Annotated in this window: 21 protein-coding genes; 4 read left to right on the top strand and 17 right to left on the bottom strand. The window is 45.8% G+C overall.

What is annotated here, in order from left to right; all coding sequences use genetic code 11:
• The 8 genes from P8O70_03640 to P8O70_03605 all read right to left on the bottom strand — a co-directional run.
• On the bottom strand, nucleotides 1-2,264 hold a 2,264-nt coding region (locus tag P8O70_03640; GenBank protein ID MDG2195974.1), incomplete at its 3' end, for a hypothetical protein.
• A 124-nt stretch (nucleotides 2,265-2,388) separates the two neighbouring features.
• Nucleotides 2,389-3,603, bottom strand: a complete 1,215-nt coding sequence (locus tag P8O70_03635) for a DUF2225 domain-containing protein (protein MDG2195973.1) — start codon at nucleotides 3,601-3,603, stop codon at nucleotides 2,389-2,391.
• A 102-nt stretch (nucleotides 3,604-3,705) separates the two neighbouring features.
• Nucleotides 3,706-4,110 carry a PilZ domain-containing protein gene (locus P8O70_03630; protein ID MDG2195972.1) on the bottom strand — a complete coding sequence of 135 codons (405 nt, stop codon included), beginning with the start codon at nucleotides 4,108-4,110 and terminating at the stop codon, nucleotides 3,706-3,708.
• Between the two features lie 671 nt (nucleotides 4,111-4,781).
• A complete protein-coding gene (locus P8O70_03625) occupies nucleotides 4,782-5,441 on the bottom strand; it encodes a pentapeptide repeat-containing protein (protein MDG2195971.1) in 660 nt (219 codons plus the stop codon).
• Nucleotides 5,442-5,584: 143 nt separating this feature from the next.
• Complete coding sequence (locus tag P8O70_03620; protein ID MDG2195970.1) at nucleotides 5,585-5,731, bottom strand: hypothetical protein; 147 nt, start codon at nucleotides 5,729-5,731, stop codon at nucleotides 5,585-5,587.
• A gap of 27 nt (nucleotides 5,732-5,758) precedes the next feature.
• Complete coding sequence (locus tag P8O70_03615; GenBank protein MDG2195969.1) at nucleotides 5,759-5,998, bottom strand: response regulator; 240 nt, start codon at nucleotides 5,996-5,998, stop codon at nucleotides 5,759-5,761.
• A gap of 255 nt (nucleotides 5,999-6,253) precedes the next feature.
• Nucleotides 6,254-6,616, bottom strand: coding sequence for a response regulator (locus P8O70_03610; GenBank protein ID MDG2195968.1), 363 nt, complete (start codon nucleotides 6,614-6,616; stop codon nucleotides 6,254-6,256).
• Nucleotides 6,617-6,838: 222 nt separating this feature from the next.
• Nucleotides 6,839-6,973 (bottom strand): hypothetical protein, encoded by a 135-nt coding sequence (locus P8O70_03605; GenBank protein ID MDG2195967.1) that lies wholly within the window; start codon nucleotides 6,971-6,973, stop codon nucleotides 6,839-6,841.
• 229 nt (nucleotides 6,974-7,202) lie between these two features.
• Here P8O70_03605 and P8O70_03600 point away from each other — a divergent pair, with 229 nt between their 5' ends.
• Complete coding sequence (locus P8O70_03600; protein MDG2195966.1) at nucleotides 7,203-10,268, top strand: response regulator; 3,066 nt, start codon at nucleotides 7,203-7,205, stop codon at nucleotides 10,266-10,268.
• A gap of 22 nt (nucleotides 10,269-10,290) precedes the next feature.
• On the opposite strand, the gene P8O70_03595 is transcribed toward P8O70_03600, so the two are convergent.
• From P8O70_03595 to P8O70_03580, 4 genes are all read right to left on the bottom strand, one after another.
• Nucleotides 10,291-11,337, bottom strand: coding sequence for a glycine betaine/L-proline ABC transporter ATP-binding protein (locus P8O70_03595; protein MDG2195965.1), 1,047 nt, complete (start codon nucleotides 11,335-11,337; stop codon nucleotides 10,291-10,293).
• Nucleotides 11,330-12,217, bottom strand: coding sequence for a proline/glycine betaine ABC transporter permease (locus P8O70_03590; protein MDG2195964.1), 888 nt, complete (start codon nucleotides 12,215-12,217; stop codon nucleotides 11,330-11,332). The genes P8O70_03595 and P8O70_03590 overlap by 8 nt, the downstream gene beginning before the upstream one ends.
• 66 nt (nucleotides 12,218-12,283) lie before the next feature.
• Nucleotides 12,284-13,303, bottom strand: coding sequence for an ABC transporter substrate-binding protein (locus P8O70_03585; GenBank protein MDG2195963.1), 1,020 nt, complete (start codon nucleotides 13,301-13,303; stop codon nucleotides 12,284-12,286).
• Nucleotides 13,304-13,868: 565 nt separating this feature from the next.
• Entirely contained in the window at nucleotides 13,869-14,552 is a 684-nt protein-coding gene (locus tag P8O70_03580) for a glutathione S-transferase family protein (GenBank protein MDG2195962.1), read from the bottom strand.
• A gap of 218 nt (nucleotides 14,553-14,770) precedes the next feature.
• Between P8O70_03580 and P8O70_03575 the strand changes: the two genes are divergently transcribed.
• Genes P8O70_03575 through P8O70_03565 form a run of 3 tightly spaced genes read left to right on the top strand, consistent with a single transcriptional unit; the run spans nucleotide 14,771 to nucleotide 16,357 of the window.
• Complete coding sequence (locus tag P8O70_03575; GenBank protein MDG2195961.1) at nucleotides 14,771-15,448, top strand: energy-coupling factor ABC transporter permease; 678 nt, start codon at nucleotides 14,771-14,773, stop codon at nucleotides 15,446-15,448.
• A 14-nt stretch (nucleotides 15,449-15,462) separates the two neighbouring features.
• Nucleotides 15,463-15,993, top strand: coding sequence for a copper chaperone PCu(A)C (locus tag P8O70_03570; protein ID MDG2195960.1), 531 nt, complete (start codon nucleotides 15,463-15,465; stop codon nucleotides 15,991-15,993).
• A gap of 13 nt (nucleotides 15,994-16,006) precedes the next feature.
• Nucleotides 16,007-16,357 carry a phosphomannose isomerase type II C-terminal cupin domain gene (locus P8O70_03565; GenBank protein ID MDG2195959.1) on the top strand — a complete coding sequence of 117 codons (351 nt, stop codon included), beginning with the start codon at nucleotides 16,007-16,009 and terminating at the stop codon, nucleotides 16,355-16,357.
• A gap of 34 nt (nucleotides 16,358-16,391) precedes the next feature.
• Here P8O70_03565 and P8O70_03560 read toward each other — a convergent pair whose 3' ends face one another.
• The 5 genes from P8O70_03560 to P8O70_03540 form a co-directional block, all read right to left on the bottom strand.
• Nucleotides 16,392-17,162, bottom strand: coding sequence for an aldolase/citrate lyase family protein (locus P8O70_03560; protein MDG2195958.1), 771 nt, complete (start codon nucleotides 17,160-17,162; stop codon nucleotides 16,392-16,394).
• A 9-nt stretch (nucleotides 17,163-17,171) separates the two neighbouring features.
• Entirely contained in the window at nucleotides 17,172-18,008 is an 837-nt protein-coding gene (locus P8O70_03555; GenBank protein ID MDG2195957.1) for a shikimate dehydrogenase, read from the bottom strand.
• Between the two features lie 68 nt (nucleotides 18,009-18,076).
• Nucleotides 18,077-19,936 carry a TIM barrel protein gene (locus P8O70_03550; GenBank protein MDG2195956.1) on the bottom strand — a complete coding sequence of 620 codons (1,860 nt, stop codon included), beginning with the start codon at nucleotides 19,934-19,936 and terminating at the stop codon, nucleotides 18,077-18,079.
• A 160-nt stretch (nucleotides 19,937-20,096) separates the two neighbouring features.
• Nucleotides 20,097-20,540, bottom strand: coding sequence for a hypothetical protein (locus tag P8O70_03545; protein MDG2195955.1), 444 nt, complete (start codon nucleotides 20,538-20,540; stop codon nucleotides 20,097-20,099).
• Between the two features lie 129 nt (nucleotides 20,541-20,669).
• Nucleotides 20,670-21,086: methyl-accepting chemotaxis protein (locus P8O70_03540; GenBank protein ID MDG2195954.1), on the bottom strand; the 417-nt coding region annotated here is incomplete at its 5' end.

Raw genomic sequence — 21,086 nt, 5'->3', positions numbered from 1 at the left:
CTAATTGTCTTTCTTGCTGAATCTCTGGTGCTAGAAGATCGAACTAGATTACCACTACTATTCCAAACACCATATTTTCCGCCGTCATAGACTTTAATTTGCTGTTGATCAGTATATACTGCATAACTCAAGTCATTGAATGGCACGATCTTAAGTTGTCTTTTGTTTCGCTCACTGTGACTGAAGGAAGAATTGCTGATTTTTCCATCAATGGAACAAGTTGATTTTGTACATCCTGAGCCATTAAAATAAAAAGTTAAGTTATCAATTGTATCTTCAATGTCTGAACCCTGGAGCATTATTTTGTTTCTCTCACTCGCAGTATTGTCCCAGTTATCACAGTATCCATCGTCGCATATTGAATCTACGTGTGCCATATCAAGTGGTGCAGGAGTGTCGTTTTCTTCTACATGTTCTGACGCTAAAGTGTTGTTGTCATAAGTGATTGGTTTATCATTAACTGCCTTAACTTTAACTCGAATTATTGCATCATTGTAGAAACCTGTTTGATCAGTAAAGCGTACTTTGAATTCATAGTAGTTATGTATGGATCTATTATTTATGTAATCAGAGTAGTCATTGGGATTATTTGAGTGTTGGTACGTCCATTGTGTTGAGTTGTCAGTTTGATTATCTGGATCTTTTATTCGGGCATAACCCCAATCTTTGTATTGCTGATAGTCTGGCCGATTATCAACTCTTTCTGTGGAATCACAATTGTATAAATGTATATTACTATCGCTAGCAAAACAGATTTTACCACCCCCGTTATCGCCACCTGTAGTTGATGTAGGGTTTCCACCTTGAATTGATCCATAGCCAGGGTCTGGTCCTTCCAATACTCTGAAATCAAGCCGCTGATTATTTTGATCATGGGCATAAATTACTGAGGTTAAATTATCTCCCTCATTGATCGAATAAAAGAATGTATTATCAGCGGTGTCTGCCAGTTGAGTCTGACACCGTAAAATGGGGGTGCTATTGTCGCTCTGATGAGTTACAGAGGCCACACAAATTCTTTTATCTTGGCTGTGATTATCGTTGTCAAAAACTTTGACAGAGAAATACTGCCGACCATTGAACTTTATATCTGGTTGGAACCACCAACGGCCATTTGATGTAATTACTACTTTGTTATTGTCAGAATAAGTGCTTTCAATTTGAGAAACGCTCCAATTATCTGAGCTTATATTACTGAGAGTGTTATTGCCTACCAAGCCAGCGTCCACTGAATCGAGGACATTGTGTAGACAGCCGTTTGCAGACTCACATGTGAAATTATCACCTGCGTTTATATGCCAGCCTGGATTCAGATCACTGTTTGAGAGTGGATCGTCATTTATCCTGTTGACGATTAACTCAAATGTTTTCTCACAATTATCTGATGATCTTGTGATTGTTATATTGTCTGCGCCATGCTGGTCGGCATGTAACTTAATGTTCATGAATTTGTAACTTGAATTCTCGAAAAATGTTATGTTATGGAGGGGTTTCCCATGGGTGCTTTGATTATCAGAAGTCTTAATGCTGTAAGTCGCACTACTACAATCTGTACTCAAACTTTTGTTGCAAAGCTTTTTGTTAAATACGTTGTCTTCGTTTGCTATGAATTGAGTATTGCTTCCCAAGTCTGTGATAGCGCACTCACTAGATGCAGCTACATAGTTCTCGATATTTCCTAATGTAAAGCCAGTAACGAGCAGATTTCGGTTGTTGTCAATACTTGATCCTGTGGCAACTTCATCCATTGGGGAACTAATTACACTCCTCCATTTCTCAAGACCATCTGAATCATACTGTATGACTTCTACATCTAAGTCACTTCCCGCTGTTGATGAGACTCTTGTTGTATAAGTTGAGACACCACCCAATGGATCTGCAATAATTCCAACGTTTAACTTTTCCTGGATCTTACCCATTTGACGCTGCCATGCAGGCTGCCCCAAACGATCATATTTTGCCAATTTACTCTGTCCTTCTGAGGACATTTCAACGGAGTATGTGTTCGCTGCTCCATCCACGGACAAGCCACCAAATCCTGCCAATTCCAGTAGCTTTTTTTGTCGAGCATCCCTGAAGAAACTCAATTGATGCAGACCACCTGACCCCGACACACTGCAGGCAACTGATCCCCTTGGTGGAAGTGTGCCAGGTGGATTTCCACCAAAACCACCGCCACTGCCACCACCACCGCCACCGCCAACATCAACATCAACATCAGGATCAAGATCGAAGTCGAAGTCATAAACTACAACACCGTCCACCGGGTTGCGGCCACTATCGCAACTAGCCAAAAGTAGAAACAGACTCCAGCAGACTATAGCAAGGAGAATGTATTTCATAATTTACACATGTGGCTGGAAGGTTTTTTCAGAGATATCACTTGTTTCAATTTTTTTGCTCTCCTTTAACCTCTTGGGGTAAAAAGGTTTCAAGTTGATCTTTTTGATATTCGTGTCGATTTTTGTAAAAGTCCTCCACTGCTATTCTAACTTTAGAAAGAGTTTTTGCAGTTCGACTCCCTTCAGCTGGCTTCTCCATGGCATCAAATCGATCGAGATACTTCATATATTTTCCAGTGACATCAATATCTTTGAGGTATATCGATGTTGCTACGAGCAATTGGGCTGCTAACAGACTTTGAATTTCATCTAATTTTTCAAAGTTCTCATCAAGATCTTTCTGTGCTTCTACCAGCAGTTCTTGAGCTTTTTCTTTTCCATTATTTAAAGGCTTAAGATTAGTGATACACAATTGTGCTTGACGCAATCGAATCATAGCTAGAAGGCCTACGAAAGCTCCATTTTTTGGATTAACATCACACAGTGTTTGAAAAGTTCTTGTAGCCAACTCATAACTCAACAGAGCCTGTTCAATAGATCTTTCTTCTCTGTTAATTCCTTCTTCCAGAGTTTGGTATTTTTCACTTAACTCTGCTCTTACTTCAGTCCATTTATCTGAAAAAACTTTTGACTCAAAGGAGGCTTCATCTTCTTTACTGTGTTTGAAGAATTCATCACCTGGCGCCGTAAAATTACAGTTAGGACAGATCGTTAGGTAGAGTAAGTTATAGTCGACTGGATCAAGTTTAGGGTAGGGTTCACCGTAGGTTGGGATTCCAAAAATATTATTTTGGATATGAACAGATTTTTTCTTGAGTGAATACTGTTCAATATTTTGATGGCCACAAGCAAAACACTCTACATAACGCCCTTTCAGGGATGAGTTGTCACATGTCAATGTTTTTACAAGTCCATTATGGTTCTCTCCTAAGAAATAGTTGATACCTTGATTACTATTTGGCACTGACCCGAATTCTAAGCCCATTATGAAATACCCTTCTTGGTGGCTTGGCTTTGTCCATCTTACTAATACGTTACCAATTGGATCACCCAAAGTATATTTTCCCTCTTCTGCAGAAGGAATGTAGAATTCAAAAATTAATTTAGTTAGTATATTTATTTGATGTCTAGACTTAACTCGACATCCCATTGCGGCAAGATCCAGACCGACAACATTTTCAGTCAGATCACGAACCTGAAGACGTGCTGGAAAAACGATTTTTCGACGCTCTCTTTCTTGCTTTCTAGATATCTCATACATACTTACTCCTGCTCATCAAGAATTACATTTAAAGCTTAAAAAATTGATAGAATCACAATTCAAATAGATAACTCATGGTTGATATAGTAACTCGCAATTTTTCTACACATGATAATCCAAAAGTTTTTTATCAAGGTTTTGCTCAATCAGTTCATCTACACCATGGATTCTGAGCAATGCGCCACGAAATTGGATATTGATGATGTAGTGGTCATGTGGTGTGTGATGAGAACGGACTACTCTGGCAAGAATTTGGGACCGAACCTGTAATTGTTTCTGATGGATCTTGGATGGTATAAGGAAAGTGAGGTATATGTTAGCTTGAGGCCTGCAATGATGATTTGCGACAAGTCGGCATCCCCCCCTACTTAAATTTGATAATTTGGCCACCATCTCCTGCTCATTGAAATTCATTTTCACTGAGCCTTTCACTTCGAAGCGTTCCTGGATTCTGCGACAGTCACCTCGGTAATGTTTGCTGTCTACAAAAATGAGTGTCCGATCCATTTTCTCCTCCTAACTCCCAGTTCCTAGGTCGATGTTTCTTACATATTAGGGAAAACCGATTCCCTGCTGAGTTAAAATCTCTTCAGATGACGGTGAGCGTTAGCTGTGACAACTTAAAATTAAATTTAATGAGTAATATTTTCAACTGGTAGGAGAATTTCGGAACACGACTGCCATGTCAGCAAACATCAGGGGGAGAATTTCGGAGCAAAAACCAATAATTGGTTGAGTTTCTTGATTTTGTTATTTTCCTGCTATTTAAGAAAAGACTTCGTAGCTGGAATAAATCTCTGCTGAAACTCAAGAATGGACACTCTTAGCAGAAGGACTGTAGTGGATGGTCAACATTAAAAATCACAATCATTCTGGTTGAGGAGAGGTCACAAAAGTAGTGGGTGAGAACTTTGCGGCAATAGAAAAATAATGAGTATTAGATATCTGGAAGAATCCCTCTCATCTTGCTTTTAGCCATCTTTTTCCTGAGGGAGAAGGACAAATTCTCATTTGTTTGAAAACCCTTGATCAACTGGGAGAGAGGATGACCACACCAGTGGTGGGTGAGAGATTCTGCTGGGCAGGGAAATATGAGTGAAATTCGAAGATTGAAAAAGCTCGCTCATCCAGTCTGATTTACAATTCCTAACTGAAGAAGCGGGTGATTCCGTACGTAGCTACTTTTTGGTATGCGTTTGCCCATCAGGCATGATGGTTTTGAAGAATTTGGCTGATTCCAAGTTGGTGCGCTCTAAGCTGAGCCCCTCCAAATTTGCTTCCGTCAGGTCAGCTTCAAAGAGGTTGGCTCCTTCCAGATCGGCACCCTGAAGATTGGCGCCCTGCAAGTTTACTCCTTGTAAGTTAGATTCCCGCAGGTCGGCTTTATAAAGGTTGGCATCGCGTAAATCGCTTTTCTCCAGATCTGCACGATACAGATCAGCTTCAGAAAGATCGGCGCCCTGCATTCTAGCCCTGAACAGATTGGCTCCTCGCATGTCAGCCTTGACCAGATTTGCTTTTCGGAGATCTGGCTGATCCAGATTTGCATCCTGCAGGTCTACATCTTCAAGAACCGCCTTGAATAAATCAGCTCGGTAGAGATCCACACTTTCTAAGTCAGCACCCTTCAAGTCGGCTTCTTGCAGGTTGGCTTCTCGCAGATTGGCTTGAACCAGAATGGCTCGACGGAGCAAAGCCCCGCGTAAGTTTGCTTGAGAAAGATCGGTTTCCCGCAGAACAGCCTCCAGCAGACTAGCTCCACCCAGATCCACACCGCGCAGATTCCCTCTGGGACAATTTCCTGTATCTTTCAGTCGTTGAAGGTCTTCTTGTTTCATGGAATGAGCTTTAGAAGGAACAGACTATTTTTCAATAAGTCTGCACAGACTATACAAAGTTTTAAGGAATGCACCTGCTTTAGTAGCTCAATGCTACACAAGCTCTGATTTCCTTAAAACTTAGCATTCACTTGCTACCCCCTTTAGTAACTTTGATTCTCAAATTGAAGACTTTGGCAAATTGGAATCACCACCTTCAGAAATTCCTCCAAAATGATTGGTTTGATCAGATAATGAACATTATAGGCTGCCAGTTCCTGCCGCAACACATCATCATCATGGCCACTCATGACAATGATCGATTGCCGTGAAGATTGCTAGCGAATCTCCTGGAGCAATTGGGAACCACTCATCCTCCACATTCTTAAGTCGGTAAGGACAATACCGCAGCTATTTTCAGCCAGCTGATCTAGAGCCTCCTGACCATCGGCTTCAGCATCTACTTGCGCAAAGAAGTAGCCCAGCATTTGCTGTAGAGATTCTCGCAGCATTGGTTCATCTTCAGCAACCAGAACAATGTTGGCACTGATCAATTCCTGTACTTCCTGAATGTTCATTTCAGGTAAGCCCTCTGAAAATTTATATTACTCTTAAGGTCCGAATGATAGCGCCAACAACCTCTGCTTGTCTTTCTGTTTGTCTCCCAAATGAAGAAACAGCCTCAATGAGCGATGATATCATCAAAAAAGTTCCAATTCATAGGCTGGTCATCTCACATCAGGATGGAGCCGATCAGCATCAGTAAAAGCACAGAGTGAATCCCATGTTGACTGAGGACTTTTTTGATTTCTTCGTAGAGTTTTTTAGTTCAACTACGTTTCAAGCTGCGAGACTGATTCAGGAGAACGCATCTGCTCTAGACGAACGGACGGACCAAGACGAAGCGAGTCGACCAATCCTTTGATTGCTGTAGCCTTGAAGGGTTTTTGCAGGACATAAAAGTTACCACTCCCTAGCATCCGATGAAGATAGTCTTTGTCTTGTCGATCAAAATATGCGGTGACGATCACGATTTCGATTAGTGGATCGAGCTGTTTCAGGTGAATAGCGACATCAACTCCTGTTAGGTTTTGTTCAAGGTTTAGATCAACAAAAGTGAGTGAATAGGGCTCCTTCAACGTTATCGCGCGCTGGGCCTGTTCCAGTGCTTCTTCACAAGTGTGAGTTCCTGTCACCTCTAACTTGTCATCCTAATAGTACTCTGGCTGATCCTCAATCATGCCTGGAAATAGAATTCCTGCTATGCTTCGAAGCCTCTAGGGACTTTGACAGATGGGACTAGTAACTCATACATCATCTCGAGGATCCATTCGTTGTCATCAACAACTAAGATTTTTTTCGACATGCTCATTTACTGTTCTGAATAGCTTCGAATTGGAAAGCCATTCACTGCAGCTTTAGTAAAAGAGAAGGAACCAGAACAGAAAAGCTCCCATCAATACGCTCAGGCCCAGCAACAATAGCCATAGGGGATCTTTCTCTGAAAATTTCTCTTCTTCTGTGAGCAGATGTTTTTCTTCTGTTTGAGACACTTAAACCTCTCATTTGTTAAATAAACAGCTCATATTTTGAGTTCATTCCCATCAACCAAATTATTTGACAGACTTAACAATTGCTGTTGCCAGAATTTAGTAACTTCTGTGCACTTTGCTAGGAGAATATCGGAATATTTTGGAGAACGGTGTTGTACCTGCAGACTATATTGCTGAACATAATAGCTAGATTAAATAGTAATCTTCTGGATTTCAGCTTTAGGAAACCATGCTGAACGCGCTCACCAAACTATCATCGCGGATGTTGATTGTGCTGATGGTCGGACTCTTCCTTGGGTCCTGTCAGAGAGAGTCTGAAGGCAACAGCATTCGTCCATTGGTCAAGTACTATCTCGATCAGGAGCAAGGCCTTCAGCCCAGGCAACTACTTCAGCAACCCACCATGCTCAACGATTGGACTCCATCCGAATTCAATCAAATGGCATGGCGGCATGGGAATGCCTGGTTCTTCGTGGAAATACCAAAAAAGCAGACCCCAAGTGTTCTAGAATTTCAGACTCGGAACCTGATTGAATTTCAAGCCTTCCTGGTTACTCAAGGTCAGGCAATTCAACCACTACCGCCTTCCACAACAACTTTTTCTGAGCACTATTCCTTCCAGTTGAGTGATCAAAGTGCGGCTGTGCTGATCCTGGTCAAACAGCAACATGGCGGGATCATTCAAGGCTTCACCTTGTTTGAGCCAGAGGCATTTGAAGATCACTATCAACTTCGTATTTTAGCGGTGGGGCTGGTGATGGGTCTGTTTCTACTGAGTTTCCTGCTCACAGCCTTAGTTGGTTTGAGTCAGAACCAGTTTTGGTTGTTGATTGTCATCATCAACGGACTCTTCGGACTGCTGCTGGAAAAAAAGATTTATCTTTTGATGGGACTCTCCGTTGGCTCCGAAGTCTATCTGAAATTGTTTGGTATTCAGCTCGCTGTCAATTCAATCGCTTATCTGAAGATTATTTCCTATGAAACCGGCTTGGTGAAGATTCGGTTTCAAAATCACATCCAGAATGTTCTCATCATTTCCATAGTCATATTTCTAGCGCTGGGCTTCCTAGCCTTTACTCAGCAAAGCATTTTGCATTCTGTCAATAACCCATTTCAGTTCATCGTTCTTGGATTTATTCTCGTCTATTTCTATTGCGTCATGGCTCTGATCTCTGTTTGGAAGAGGAGAAGTCATCTACAAGAATTTACGGTCGTCTTCACCGTAATCTACGCTCTGCCAATGCTCTCCAACATGGCAGTCAAAGGAATTCTTCCACCAGTCTTTGATGCCTGGGATGGAAACTATCGGGCTGTCATTCCGCTGATTCTATCGATCATCCTCTACAAGGACAGGGAGTTGCGGCTGCGTCGCTTGACTCATCTCCTGGAAATTCAAAATCGCAATAAAGACCTGTTTCTAGCACGTACTTCCCACGAACTGCGGACACCACTCGCCGGAATGATTGGTATGTGCGAGAGCATTCTAGAGAAAAAAGCGGGGCTGGCAGCTACGTTGATTCGAAAACTGGAAGTTGCCGTCAGCAGTGGGCGGAGAATGAATCAATTGATCGGGGACATCACTGATTTTACAAACATGCGAGATGGGAAACTGAAGCTGGAGCGGCATCCCGCAAATTTCTCACAGATCTTCCAGACTATGCTTCCCTTGGTCCATCCAGCCATTGAACGCAAGAAACTGAATCTGAAGGCACAGATTCCAGACAACTTGCCTAAAATAAATGTCGATGAGAACCGTATCCAACAGGTCTTGTTCAACCTGATCAACAACGCAATCAAGTACACCCAGGTTGGAGAGATCCGACTCGAAGCCAAACTTACTGATTCAGAAGTTTTCGTGATTATTGAAGATACTGGAATAGGGATACCCAAAGTAGAACTGAAGACAATCGAGAAAGACTATGAACGTGCGACGAATGTTGACAACATCTCTGGGATGGGGCTTGGCCTCAGTCTCTCCAAGCACATCATCGAGTTGCACCATGGAAGACTGCAGATTAGTAGCCGCCTCGGCGAAGGGACCCTTGTTTCGTTCACACTTCCCTTGGTTAGTAGCTCGGAAGTACTTTCTCTTGAAGAAAAGAACGAACAACCCCCAATAGATGAAGCTGAGGTGGTAGACACCTTGCCCAATCATTCTGAAGAGCAAATTTTTAAGGGCAAAGCCAAGGTAGTGATTGTTGATGATGAAGACCTCAATGTTGAAATCTTTATCAATTTTCTGGAAAGTCTGGATCTGGAGATCATCAACTATTCCAATGGCAGCAGCATGCTGGAAAATCTGACAACGGATGAACCCGACCTGCTTATCCTGGACTTGATGATGCCAGATCTGGATGGGTATGCCGCCATAGAACAGATTCGAAGTGAATATTCCTCTGATGAACTACCAATTCTAGTGGTGACCGCGAACGAACAGGAGCGTTTGACTCACAAGTCACTGACCTTGGGAGCCAACGATTACTTGATCAAGCCCGTGATGGCTGTGGAACTACGGATGAGAGTCAAAGCTCAGCTGAGTCTGTGCCAGCAACTGCAAATGCAGGACTCACTCACAGAGTTGGAACATCAACGCATCTCCCTGATTCAAGAACACGTACGGATGGAAAAGCTGTTTGACACTGTCGACACTGCGCTCGTGGTCACAGATGAACAGGACCGGATCATACTTATCAATCAAGGCTTTGAGAAGCGCAGCGGCTTGGTTGGTTCAGAACTGCTGCAACAGCACCTCGATGGCTTCTTTCAAAATGCCATTTCCAACCTACCTCGACCCTCAGTCAGCCAACAGATCCTTACCTCCAACGACAAAGAAGAATGGCCCTGTCAGCTTTCAGTTCATTCACTGGATTTTGCTGGGAAACGTGAATGGGTCTGGACCCTTAGTGAACTTTCTGCAGCAAAAAATATCACAGATCAATCTCTGGATCTCAAAAATGAGCCACAACGACTTTTAGACAAATCGAATCTGGATATAATGCGGAAGGATCTAAGTCGTTTGCTAGAGTTGACTGCGAACTATTATCGGCTGGCTACAGGTGGAACCTTGGCAGAATTGGGAGAACAAAGCGGATATTGGCACATCACAATGAATGGGAGTACTCCGAGGGCCTACATGCTAGAGCGTTACCTCGACCCCAAGCGCTTTCCCAAAAAGCCAAATTGGGTGCCAATCATCAAAACCTGCAACTGGATACTGGAAAACTGTGAGGAGCAGCAACCACTGAAAGGAGAGATCCTTCAGTTAAAGCGGTCTGTTGAGGAGAGAATCATCTGAGTGATCGGACTCAGATGATTTACTAGTTGCGATTGTCATGGTCTGGACGGATCATCGCCTGGATCACAGCTTCCACAGTGATGCTGCCTACTATCTGTCCCTGCTTGTTCTGCACCGGGACCGCTTCATGACCTGCCGAAGCCAAGCGAGGTAGTGCATCTTCAAGTGAGATATGTTCTGGAATCGCACCATCTGGATTTTCAGGCAGCCCTTCTCTTTCCATCACACCACGTACACGCAATACACGAGCTCGATTGATATCACGAACAAAGTCCATGATGTAATCGTCTGCCGGTTTCATCACGATCTGTTGTGCTGTGCCCTGCTGAACCATTCCGCCATCACGCAAGATGGCGATCTGGTCTCCCAGCTTGAGCGCTTCATCCAGATCATGGGTGATGAAGACAATCGTCTTATGAAGTTCTTCCTGAAGATCCAGTAAGATGTTCTGCATGTCTGTGCGAATGAGTGGATCCAGCGCGCTGAAGGCTTCATCCATGAGTAGGATGTCGGCATCGGTGGCCAACGCCCGGGCCAGTCCCACTCGCTGTTGCATTCCCCCAGAGAGCTTGGCGGGAAAGTGTTGTTCGTATCCGGCCAATCCTACCCGATCAATCCAACGCTCAGCCCGTTTGTGTGCCTCATCCTTCGCAATTCCCTGAATATCCAATCCGTAAGAGACATTCTCCAGTACAGTCCTGTGGGGTAACAGGGCAAAACGCTGAAACACCATTGCTGTTCGGTGCCGTCGGAATTCCCGCAGTTGAACCTTGTCCATCTGCATCACGTCTTCAGCACCGACCCAAATTTCACCAGCAGTTGGCTCAATCAAGCGATTGATGTGGCGAATCAACGTAGATTTCCCGGATCCAGAGAGTCCCATCACCACCTGCAGACTGCCCTTGGGAATTTCGAGGTTGATGTCGGAGAGTCCCAATACATGCTGGTGTCCCTCCAACAATTCCTGTTTACCTATTCCTTCTTTGACCAAAGACAACTTCTTCTGAGGGCGTGTGCCAAAAATCTTGTAGAGATGTTCGATGCGGATCAATGCTTCCGAGTCAGACACTAGGTCCTCCTATTTGATGGCGTTGAAGCCGTTTACCGAAAGCCTGTGTGACACGGTCAAAGATGATCGCCAGGGCAACAATCGCTAGTCCATTGAAAAGCCCAAGCGCCAAATATTGGTTGGAAATCGCCTGCAAGACAGGGATACCCAAACCCTTGACACCGATCATCGAAGCAATCACCACCATTGCCAGAGCCATCATGATCGTCTGGTTCACCCCAGCAAAAATATTGGGTAAAGCCAATGGAATCTGCACGTCCTTGAGGCGCTGCCAGTAGCTCGAACCAAAAGCGTCTGCTGCTTCCAGGACTTGCTTGTCAACAAGTCGGATTCCTAAGTTGGTCAATCGTACAATCGGAGGAAGGGCATAGATGCAGACTGCCAAAAGACCCGGAACCTTGCCGATACCAAGTAACATCACCACAGGAATGAGGTAGACGAAACTCGGAATGGTTTGCATCACGTCCAAGACCGGAGTGATGGTGGCTTGTAACCGATCCGAGCGGGACATCAATACCCCGATTGGGATTCCAATGCTGATGCAAATCAGGGTTGCCACAGAAATCATGGCAACCGTGGACATTGTATCTTCCCACATGTCCAGATAACCAATCAGCATGAAGCAGAAAACAGAGCCAACGACAATTTTCCAACTTCGTGAACCAAGCCAGGTCAAACCAGCAACAATCAATAGAATAATCGGCCAGGGAGTTGAAATCAGAAGCTTTTCGAAGAAAATTAGGAACTGGAGCAGAGGATCAAAGAAGTTTTCCAAGTCCTCACCGTAGGACCGGGAAAAAGAGCGGAAACCTGCATCAATTCCTTTGCGCAGGTTCATCAAGTCACGACGCCCTAGGGAAGGCATCTCTAAGAAGTCCATTTTTTATCTTTCCTGAAGTGGGGCCTACGTGGTAGGACCGCCCTATGGCAGGCCCCTTTTTCAGAATTAGAGTGCGGACTTTACTTTCTTGGCAACGTCAGCTGGTACCCATTTGGTCCAGACGTCTTCTTTGGTTGCAAGGAACTCAATCGCTGCGTCTTCTCCACTGGCTTGGTTATCAGTCATGTAAACCAACATCCCGTTCATCACGGTTCCAGGCCAAACACGCTTGGAGAGGAAGTCCAGAGCGACTCCACCTTGCTTCTTGAACTCATCTGTCACCACGGTGTGGACCTCAGATTCTGTCCAAGCAGAGGGCTTTGGATTTGTACATTCCTGCTCCGCTTTGGCGATACATCCATCCCAGTTGTCTGTACCTGCGAACGGAGCTTCAAAAGGAATACTTTGCAAATTGTATTTGCCAATAATCGCAGTTGGAGACCAGTAGTAGCCGAACCACGGTTCGCCTCGCTCAGATGCCTTGGCAATTGATCCATCAAGACCAGCTGACGAACCTGGATCAACCAATACCCAACCTTTCTTCTCCATTTCGAAAGCTCGGAACATGTTGATGTTGGCCAATTGGCAGCCCCATCCAGCTGGACAGCCCATGAAGGCTCCCTTGCTCTTGTCTTCTGCATATGGGAATAGATCAGGACGCTCCAAGATTTTCTCAACTGTGTTCAAGTCTGGATGGTCTTTGGCAAACTGTTCTGTTACCCACCAGCCTTCACCAAGTCCAGTAATTGGCCCTTTCACTGCGGAATGTAAGCGACCTTCAGACATTGCTTTTTCCAGCGGCTCACGTACAGCGTTGATCCACAATTCACTGGCCACATCTGGATTGGCCTTCTCGTTCATGGATGTGAAGGTTGGCATCGTATCACCAGGTATGATCTCGGTCTCACACCCATATCCTTCCTTAAGAATAATCGCGTCAACATTGGCCATCAGAGAGGCTGAAGCCCAATTCATGTCGGCAATGGTAACTTTGCCACATTTGCTGTGACCACCTGCGGCAGCTGTGCCGGCGAGTGCCATCGCGCCACCAAGCGTGATGGCACTGGTCAGTACGGCGCGCGACATTTTTGATTGAAATTTGTTATGAAAATTGTGCAGAAATGAATGAAAAGACATAGCTTCTCCTGAATTTCAGGTTATGCTGAATCAGCCGGTACCAAAGAGGTTCCCATGGAGGGGAATTCAAGCGAAATTGAGTGAATTCTGGCAGGCTATTTGTGGATCAAAAAGAGGATCTCCACAATGAAAAAAACAGATGCTTCTCCTAAAATTAGTTTCAATAAAATATCTAATTATTTCAATAAAATATTAAGTTTATTTTATCGAAATGTATGTGCACAGAAACTCGTCAATGAGATGCAACAATTAATTCCATTTGAATACGACTATACAAGATTGAAAGTATGCTGTCAACTTCAGCAAGGAAATTGCAAAATTCTGAAAGCTATTTTAATGCTACACTTATGTGATAACTTTACATTATTTCTTCAGATTAATTCTCGATACATCCCTGTTATTCATAGGGTGTAGAGATGCTAGCTTGCAGAATAAAATCTTATTTTACATTAGGGTGCAAAATTTTGTAATTTGTCAAAAAAATCCAAAGAAATTCCCTGGTAATTTTCTCAAATTAGTTGATCTCCCGACAAGGAACCGACCTCGCCATGCTACCAAAAAGATCTAACATTTTCTCACGCCAGGCAAAAACTGGATCATCCTCAGTCAGCAGAGGCATTGGACTAGTACAACGCGCCCACATCAGACCACTGAACACTAGGTAGTCCCCCAGATTTGGCCGAAAGCCACCTAAGAAATCAAAGGCCTTTAGTGTAGCTCGGAGAGGATTCAATGACTTGCGGAATTCCTCGAGCTTGACTTCCTTATTAGCCACAACCTCCTCGAGTGGCTTCCCAAAAACTTTTTCACGTGTTGCTCGAAAGTAATCCTGATCTTTCTCATGAACGGTCTTGTGGATCTCATCAACAATCATCCGGCTCATTCCTGGAAACATCACTATTTCTGTCCAATGCCGTAAAAACCTCAGTTCCCCACGATGCATTTCTAGACTGTGCTCAGGATATCGTTCATCAAGATATTCAAGAATCTTCCAAGAATCTGCCAATGTTTGCTCTCCATCAACAAGTACAGGCACCCGCTCCGTATCGGCAAAGGCAATTCGGTCCTTCTCGGTCATGCGCCAAGGAATGCTCTTGAATGGCAATTGCTTGTGATGCAGGGCCAAGCGAATTCGCCAGCAGTAGGGACTGAAGACCTGATTATCATCTTTAGCGGCCAATTCATACAATTCAATCATGGTTGCTTCCTTTGTTTGGAGACGTTCTGACACAGTGGCAGATTCAAACAGAATTGCTGCAGTTTCTTAGGACTGCTGGACATTCACAAGTGGGAGTTCACTTTTGCGACAACTGCTTGACTCTTCCAACAGTGCTGCCTAGTTTTGGCGCTTGCTTTGCTATTTAGCCCAAGAAGTCATCGGCATCTCAACTTTCAATTCTCAGCCAAGGAGTTCCCATGCATATCGAACCCGGAGTTGTTCAAGGCGCCAAATTGCTACTTAGTGTTGGAACTGCACTCACCGCTGGTGGTCTAATGCTCCGTTATTGTTGGGAATTTCTGGTACAGCATGGACTGAACACCCTGCTTGGCAGGACAATCTTTACCAGTGTCTTGGTGTTCTCTTTCTTTGAGATTCTACCATCGTCACCAGTTGGAGTTTCAGAAGTCCACTTGATTCTTGGTTCCACTCTCTTTCTCCTGTTTGGTCTGGTTCCCACGGCTCTTGGTCTAGCCATTGGCCTCCTGGCCCAAGGGGCCTTGCTAGCACCATGGGATCTACCTCAGTATGGAATGAACGTTACGACTTTGCTGCTACCACTCTTTTTGGTTTCTGCCGTCGCAGAGCGGGTCATTCCCAGGCAGACCACCTACCAGGATCTGAGTTATGGACAGGTTCTACAGTTGTCGCTTGTCTACCAGGGAGGAATCATCAGCTGGGTTGCATTCTGGGCCTTCTACGGGCAGGGATTTGGAACAGAGAACATGCTTCAGGTGCTCAGTTTTGGTGGTGCCTATCTTAGTGTGATTGTCCTTGAACCCCTGATTGATCTGGGCCTGTTGGCAGGAGTCAAAATTTTGCCAGGTCTCCACAATTCTTCGCTGTTCTCGAAGCGTCTCTTCCAACCAGCCTGAAATTTCACCTGACAATGTTGAGAATTTTCACGCTCCTGATCTGTGCTGGAATCCTGTTGTTACAGGGTTGCTCCTCCTCCAAGATGAAGCCTCCCAAGCAACTTCAACAGACGACAGCTTCTGTAATTCAGATTGAAGACCCTTGGGTCCGTGCCGTACCCCCCAATGCGAATAATTCTGCGATCTTCCTGGATCTCCGGAACGAAAGTGAGCAGCTGCGCAAATTGGTGGAGGTTCACTCAGAGGTAGCAGAGCGGGTAGAGTTGCACACGACCAAGGATGAAGAGGGGATGCTTCGAAAGCAACGCCTGGAGGAAGTACTAATACCCGCCCTGGAGACCCAGAGTTTTCATCCGGGAGGCATTCACATTATGCTGATTGGGCTGCATAGCCCACTGGAAGTGGGTTGTGTGATTAAGTTGGAGTTGGTCTATGCCGATCAATCCAAAGAGACAATCTCTGTGCCTGTGGATGAGCGCCCACTGCTACCCATCACCGCCCAAAACAACCATTCTCCGGATTCACTGACAACTCGAACGCAATAAGAATCAACCATACATGACCGCACTGACTGACGAACGCCCTTGGGGCCACTACACCGTTTTGGCCGACGAAGAAGACCACAAGGTCAAACGCATTGTTGTTCAACCTAGCAAGCGTCTGAGCCTACAGCGGCATCAGCAACGTGCAGAGCACTGGTATGTCGTCAAGGGAGAGGCCCTTGTGACACTAGATGAGTCTGAAAAAATCCTCAGCGCTGGCAATGCCGTGGATATTCCGATCCTTACAAAACATCGGATTGAAAACACCGGCTCTGAGGAGTTGGTTTTTATTGAAGTCCAAACCGGTAGCTACTTTGGAGAAGATGACATTGAACGCTTTGATGACGACTTCGGTAGAACTAGCTGACCCCTCCCTCATCTGTACTCAGTGGCCAAAAGCCTCAACTGACGGATGTCCATTTCGCTGACTGAGCGACCGCTCCTCGGCGCAGGATCGCATAGTCCGTGTCCACCGCTGGGAATAGACAGCCCGCTTCGATGATCTCTTGCAGAAACTCCTGATCTAGCGTTAGAAATCCTGCCGGTTTGCCAGCTGCTCGAATTCGCCGAATCCCTTCCAAACAGGCTTTTTTGACCTCAGGATGGCTTGGTTCTCCAGGAAAGCCCATGCTGGCTGCCAGATCGGCTGGACCGATGAAGACCGCATCTACTCCGGGTACCTGAGCAATGGCTTCTAGCTGCTCCAAGGCCTCCTGAGTTTCAATCTGCACCATCAGGCATATTTCCTCACGGGCTCGCTTCGCATAGTCTGGAATTGTTCCGTATCGACTCGCCCGGGTGATGCCGGCAAAGCCGCGAATTCCCTCGGGAGCATAGGCCACAGAAGCCGCTGCCAGTTGGGTTTCCTCAACATTCTGGACATAAGGAATCAGCAGCGACTGGACCCCACAATCGAGAAAACGCTTGATCTCAGCTGGATCCAGCGAGCTTGGCCGGACAATCGGGTGAACAGGATAAGGCGCCACCGCCTGGAGGAGAGGCAGCACCTCCTGGGGGTTCATCGGCGTGTGTTCGGTGTCAAACAAGAGCCAGTCAAAGCCACAAGCTGCCAACATCTCTGCAATATTGGAATCATTGATGGAGCACCAAAGGCCGATTTGCCGTTGTCCATTGAGAATGTTGGCTTTGAACGGGTTGGAGGGGAGTTGCATGGGAACCTTTCACTGGTAACGAATGTGAGAGAGAGAACGTAAATTTTCAGCGCTTGTGGTCGGCAGTCTCAAAAACTCCAGGTAGGCAGGGATCTGTTCAAACAACATATCCGTACCAATCTGGGTCAAGCAACCTCTTTCTCGCGCGGCTAAAACAAATGGGGTTTCTTCCTGTTTCATCACAACTTCACCAACCATCGCAGTTGGTGATATCCGGCCAACTTCAATCGGTAATGGATCACCAGGCTCCATTCCCATCGGGGTTGCGTTCACCACAATTTCAAACCTACTGGGATCGTTACTGCCCAACTGAATCGGCAACGTCGGAAAGAACTGCTGGAGCCGACTAGCGAGCTGTTCCATCACCTCTGGGCGGTTATCATATAGTGCCAAGCGCCCCACTCCAGTCTCTGCCATGGCAACCGCAATCGCAGAGCCCACACCACCTGAGCCGATAACCAATGCAGAGGCACCCTGGGCAGGTCGTCCCTTGCGTGCGAGCCCGCGCACAAAACCCTGTCCATCAAACATGTCCCCAACTAACCGACCATCTGCTTCTTTACGGACAGCGTTGCAGGCTCCACAGACTTGAACGGCGGTACTCACCTCATCGAGCATTGCCACAGTACTCACCTTATGAGGCATGGTGATCAATGCTCCAATAATATTCTGCAACTGAAACAAGGATTTGAAAAACCCCGGATAGTCCTCACCTTTGCACCCCATTGGCACAACCAAGGTGTCAATCTTTTCTTGTTCAAAATAAGGGTTAAAGATCATCGGAGCCTTGAAGCTTCCTGTGGGCCAACCAATATGCGCAATCAAGTTGGTATATCCAGAAATCAACTGGGTCATCAGTCCTTTCTTATACTTAATTTTTATATTCTTGTGTGGCCAAAAACACCTTCAAACAATTACATCTGCTCCAATTCACGGGCCTGCATCGTCAATCTGATCTGTGCATTTGGTGCTCCATACCCCCGATAACCTGCTCGCTGAACAAATTCAAAGCAGAAGCGTTTCTCAAACAAGCGGGTATAGAGTTGATAGAAGTATCCGTGCTCGTCTTCATCATAAAGAATGTGGTGAGTCCGCAGCTGTGCAATCAGCTCTGTAGACAAACCGAAACGTGGAGCCAGATCATCGTAATAATGACCGGTAATTTCCATGACCTCTGTTCCCTGTTGTTCCAGAGATTTTGCCAAGACAAGGATGTCGCTGGTTTCCAGCGCAATATGATTCACCCCAGATCCTCGATAACGTGATTGAATCTGACCAACCACGGTCTTCTCTGCCAGGGTACTGTTCAGTGTCATTGCCAGCGAACGATCTTCCACTTCCATCACCTGGCTTTTGACCAAACCCAAGGGATCAGGGAGACTCACCGAAGGAGAAGCCTGCATTTGGAAGAGAGCCCGATAGAGCAATGTCGCTTCCAAAACTTGGTCTAAAGGCAGAGTTGTCGCAACATGATCCACCCTGGATAGATATGAGTTTGGATCGACCGAATGATAAATAAACTCCCTCTCCCAATGGGGAGAGGGATCGTTGGAATCCACCAGATAGAGCAAAGCTCCTGTGGGTCCAGTAATCGCTGCAATACCATGAGTATCATGCTCTGGATCCGCATATTCAACCTGATAGCCCAACTTGGTAGCTCGCTCAAGCAATCCAGGGACAGCTGGACAGCTCAGCCCATAGGCACAGACAGACAGTCCATGTTCTGTGTGGTATCTCTGCGCGAAACTCTGAGACTCGCGATTGATGACCAAGCGGATGCCACCCTGTTGCCAAAGCTCCACTCGCTTGACCTTGTGGGTGGCAACGTGAGTAAATCCTGTCTTTTGAAGAAAACTAGCGAGCTGTTGGTGCTCCGATTCATCGACAGCAAATTCGATAAAGTCCATACCTATCGGCTGGTCAACCTTTGGTAAACTCCGACTCTTCGTCATCACCTTGGACGATGACTCGGTCTCCTGGGCCATGTAGACGAGAGAGCGGTAGGCATCACGCGCATGACGGAAAGGATCACTGGCCCGGAATTGATCGTTGAAAATCTCCAACGAAAACGGCCCATCAAAACCCGTCGCTCGTAAGCGTTCCATGAAAGTCTGTAAATTTAGTTCTCCCTGGCCTGGGAAACAGCGGTGGTGACGACTCCAGGAGAGAGGATCCATGGTCAATTGAGGAGCATCCGCCACCTGAACCAGGAAGATTCGATCTCCAGGGATGTTGACAATGCTATCTAGCTCCGTCTGGCGAGAGAAGATGTGAAAGGTATCTAGTGTGAGTCCCAGGGCAGGGTGGTTGGCTCGGCGGACAATTTCCCAGGAGTCCCGATAGTCATTGACGTGCTGACCCCAACTCAGCGCCTCATATGCGACTCGCAAGCCTTGCTTGGCAGCCAATTCAGTGAGTTCAAAAAGATCTTCTGCAGCCCGCTGGATGCCTCCTATCGCTTTGGGAGAGACATTGCTGCAAATCATCAGCAAGTCGGTACCAATTTCTCGCATCAACTCAAACTTCTGTTCTGCTCGGGCAAATCCACGGCTTCGCAGGGGTTCTGGCATTCCCTCGAAATCTCGAAACGGCTGATAGACTAATACTTTCAGTCCATAATCGGCTAGTAATTGCCGTAGCTCACCCAGATTACCATCATGCGTGATCAGATCATTCTCAAAGATTTCAATCCCTTGAAAACCAGCCTTTGCAATGGCCTCGATCTTTTGTCGGAGGGTTCCTGACAGGCAAACGGTCGCAATGGAATACTGCATCAGTGGTCCTAGCTCGATGGTTTGAGGAACAAGTGTTCCTCTAAGTAACTGATTGTGACCTCAGATGCCAGTGGGAAGGTTGAACAGGCCTGAATTTTCAGAAGGCTTTTGCTTCTGGTGTTGAAACAGGAGGGATCAGGAGACGAAGGTGTCTGATATTTCAGCAGCTAACCTGAGCTCTGAGTTGATGCAGGATTTCACCTAATGATTTGCCGTTAACATAGGTATAGGTAATCAGGGAGCGCCTAAATTTCTCACCAACCAGCTTGATATTTTTTTTCTGCATCTCTGCAACTGTTGCCTCCCAAAGTTGGGACTGCCACTTGGCATCTTTGAAGCAGTTGGGATCCAGCCGCAATAGTGATTTTTCCTCAAACTCTCTCAACTGAACCATCAGTTTTGGCAAATGGAATCCAAAACTTTGTGCTTCCTTGCTGGGGACTCCTGCAGCATAGCCCATCTCACAGAGCCCCTGTCTGAAACACTTAGAAACCACCATATCCTCAAGGATGACCGTATTTGCTTGAATAGTCTGTGGAATCCACAAACCAACAACGATTAGAAGCAAAAGCATTAGCCTGCGACCTTGACGATGAGAATTCATTTCACCTGCATTTATAATGGTTATTAAACAGTTCCTTAGAATTTGCTGTGATAGCATTTCACTCCGGAAGCGTCGATCGCAATCTTAGGTAACAAGATTATAGAAACACTAGGGCCAGAAGTTACGGAATTATAAGGAGTCGGTTGTCTCTCTTATAGAGTGATTTTCTAATTCCTCATTTTCTCCAGGTTCAGGCAAGGCAGCTGGACTTTCACTTTCTTCTTCCTCTTCTCCCTCCCACAAACGAAACTGGTGTACCACCTCCAACAACTCTTCAGCCTGCTGGGATAACTGTGAACTCGACTTCGCGTTCACCTCTGAAAACTGTGCATTCTCCATTGTCATCTGGTTCAACTCCTCCAACGCCTGGTTCACCTGACGGATCCCCTGTGACTGCTCCTCCGCTGCATGACGGATCATCTGCATCATCTCTGCTACCGATTCCGTTGTCCCAAAGATCTCTTCCAATGAACCCTGGGCCTCACCCAAGGTCTTCCTCCCAGATTGAACCTTCTCCACCGAAGCTCCTACTACCCTGGCAATCTC

Source organism: SAR324 cluster bacterium (genome assembly GCA_029245725.1).
Lineage (GTDB): Bacteria > SAR324 > SAR324 > SAR324 > NAC60-12 > JCVI-SCAAA005.
The sequence above is the reverse complement of the archived record's forward strand: the minus strand, read 5'-3'. Positions and strand labels throughout refer to the sequence as shown.

What these genes read in the sequence shown, in the direction of transcription:
- P8O70_03635 (MDG2195973.1), bottom strand. Translation starts at nt 3,603, where the DNA reads ATGTATGAGATATCTAGAAAGCAAGAAAGAGAGCGTCGAAAAATCGTT.
- P8O70_03630 (MDG2195972.1), bottom strand. Translation starts at nt 4,110, where the DNA reads ATGGATCGGACACTCATTTTTGTAGACAGCAAACATTACCGAGGTGAC.
- P8O70_03625 (MDG2195971.1), bottom strand. Translation starts at nt 5,441, where the DNA reads ATGAAACAAGAAGACCTTCAACGACTGAAAGATACAGGAAATTGTCCC.
- P8O70_03620 (MDG2195970.1), bottom strand. Translation starts at nt 5,731, where the DNA reads ATGAGTGGCCATGATGATGATGTGTTGCGGCAGGAACTGGCAGCCTAT.
- P8O70_03615 (MDG2195969.1), bottom strand. Translation starts at nt 5,998, where the DNA reads ATGAACATTCAGGAAGTACAGGAATTGATCAGTGCCAACATTGTTCTG.
- P8O70_03600 (MDG2195966.1), top strand. Translation starts at nt 7,203, where the DNA reads ATGCTGAACGCGCTCACCAAACTATCATCGCGGATGTTGATTGTGCTG.
- P8O70_03590 (MDG2195964.1), bottom strand. Translation starts at nt 12,217, where the DNA reads ATGGACTTCTTAGAGATGCCTTCCCTAGGGCGTCGTGACTTGATGAAC.
- P8O70_03585 (MDG2195963.1), bottom strand. Translation starts at nt 13,303, where the DNA reads ATGTCGCGCGCCGTACTGACCAGTGCCATCACGCTTGGTGGCGCGATG.
- P8O70_03580 (MDG2195962.1), bottom strand. Translation starts at nt 14,552, where the DNA reads ATGATTGAATTGTATGAATTGGCCGCTAAAGATGATAATCAGGTCTTC.
- P8O70_03575 (MDG2195961.1), top strand. Translation starts at nt 14,771, where the DNA reads ATGCATATCGAACCCGGAGTTGTTCAAGGCGCCAAATTGCTACTTAGT.
- P8O70_03570 (MDG2195960.1), top strand. Translation starts at nt 15,463, where the DNA reads ATGTTGAGAATTTTCACGCTCCTGATCTGTGCTGGAATCCTGTTGTTA.
- P8O70_03565 (MDG2195959.1), top strand. Translation starts at nt 16,007, where the DNA reads ATGACCGCACTGACTGACGAACGCCCTTGGGGCCACTACACCGTTTTG.
- P8O70_03560 (MDG2195958.1), bottom strand. Translation starts at nt 17,162, where the DNA reads ATGCAACTCCCCTCCAACCCGTTCAAAGCCAACATTCTCAATGGACAA.
- P8O70_03550 (MDG2195956.1), bottom strand. Translation starts at nt 19,936, where the DNA reads ATGCAGTATTCCATTGCGACCGTTTGCCTGTCAGGAACCCTCCGACAA.
- P8O70_03545 (MDG2195955.1), bottom strand. Translation starts at nt 20,540, where the DNA reads ATGAATTCTCATCGTCAAGGTCGCAGGCTAATGCTTTTGCTTCTAATC.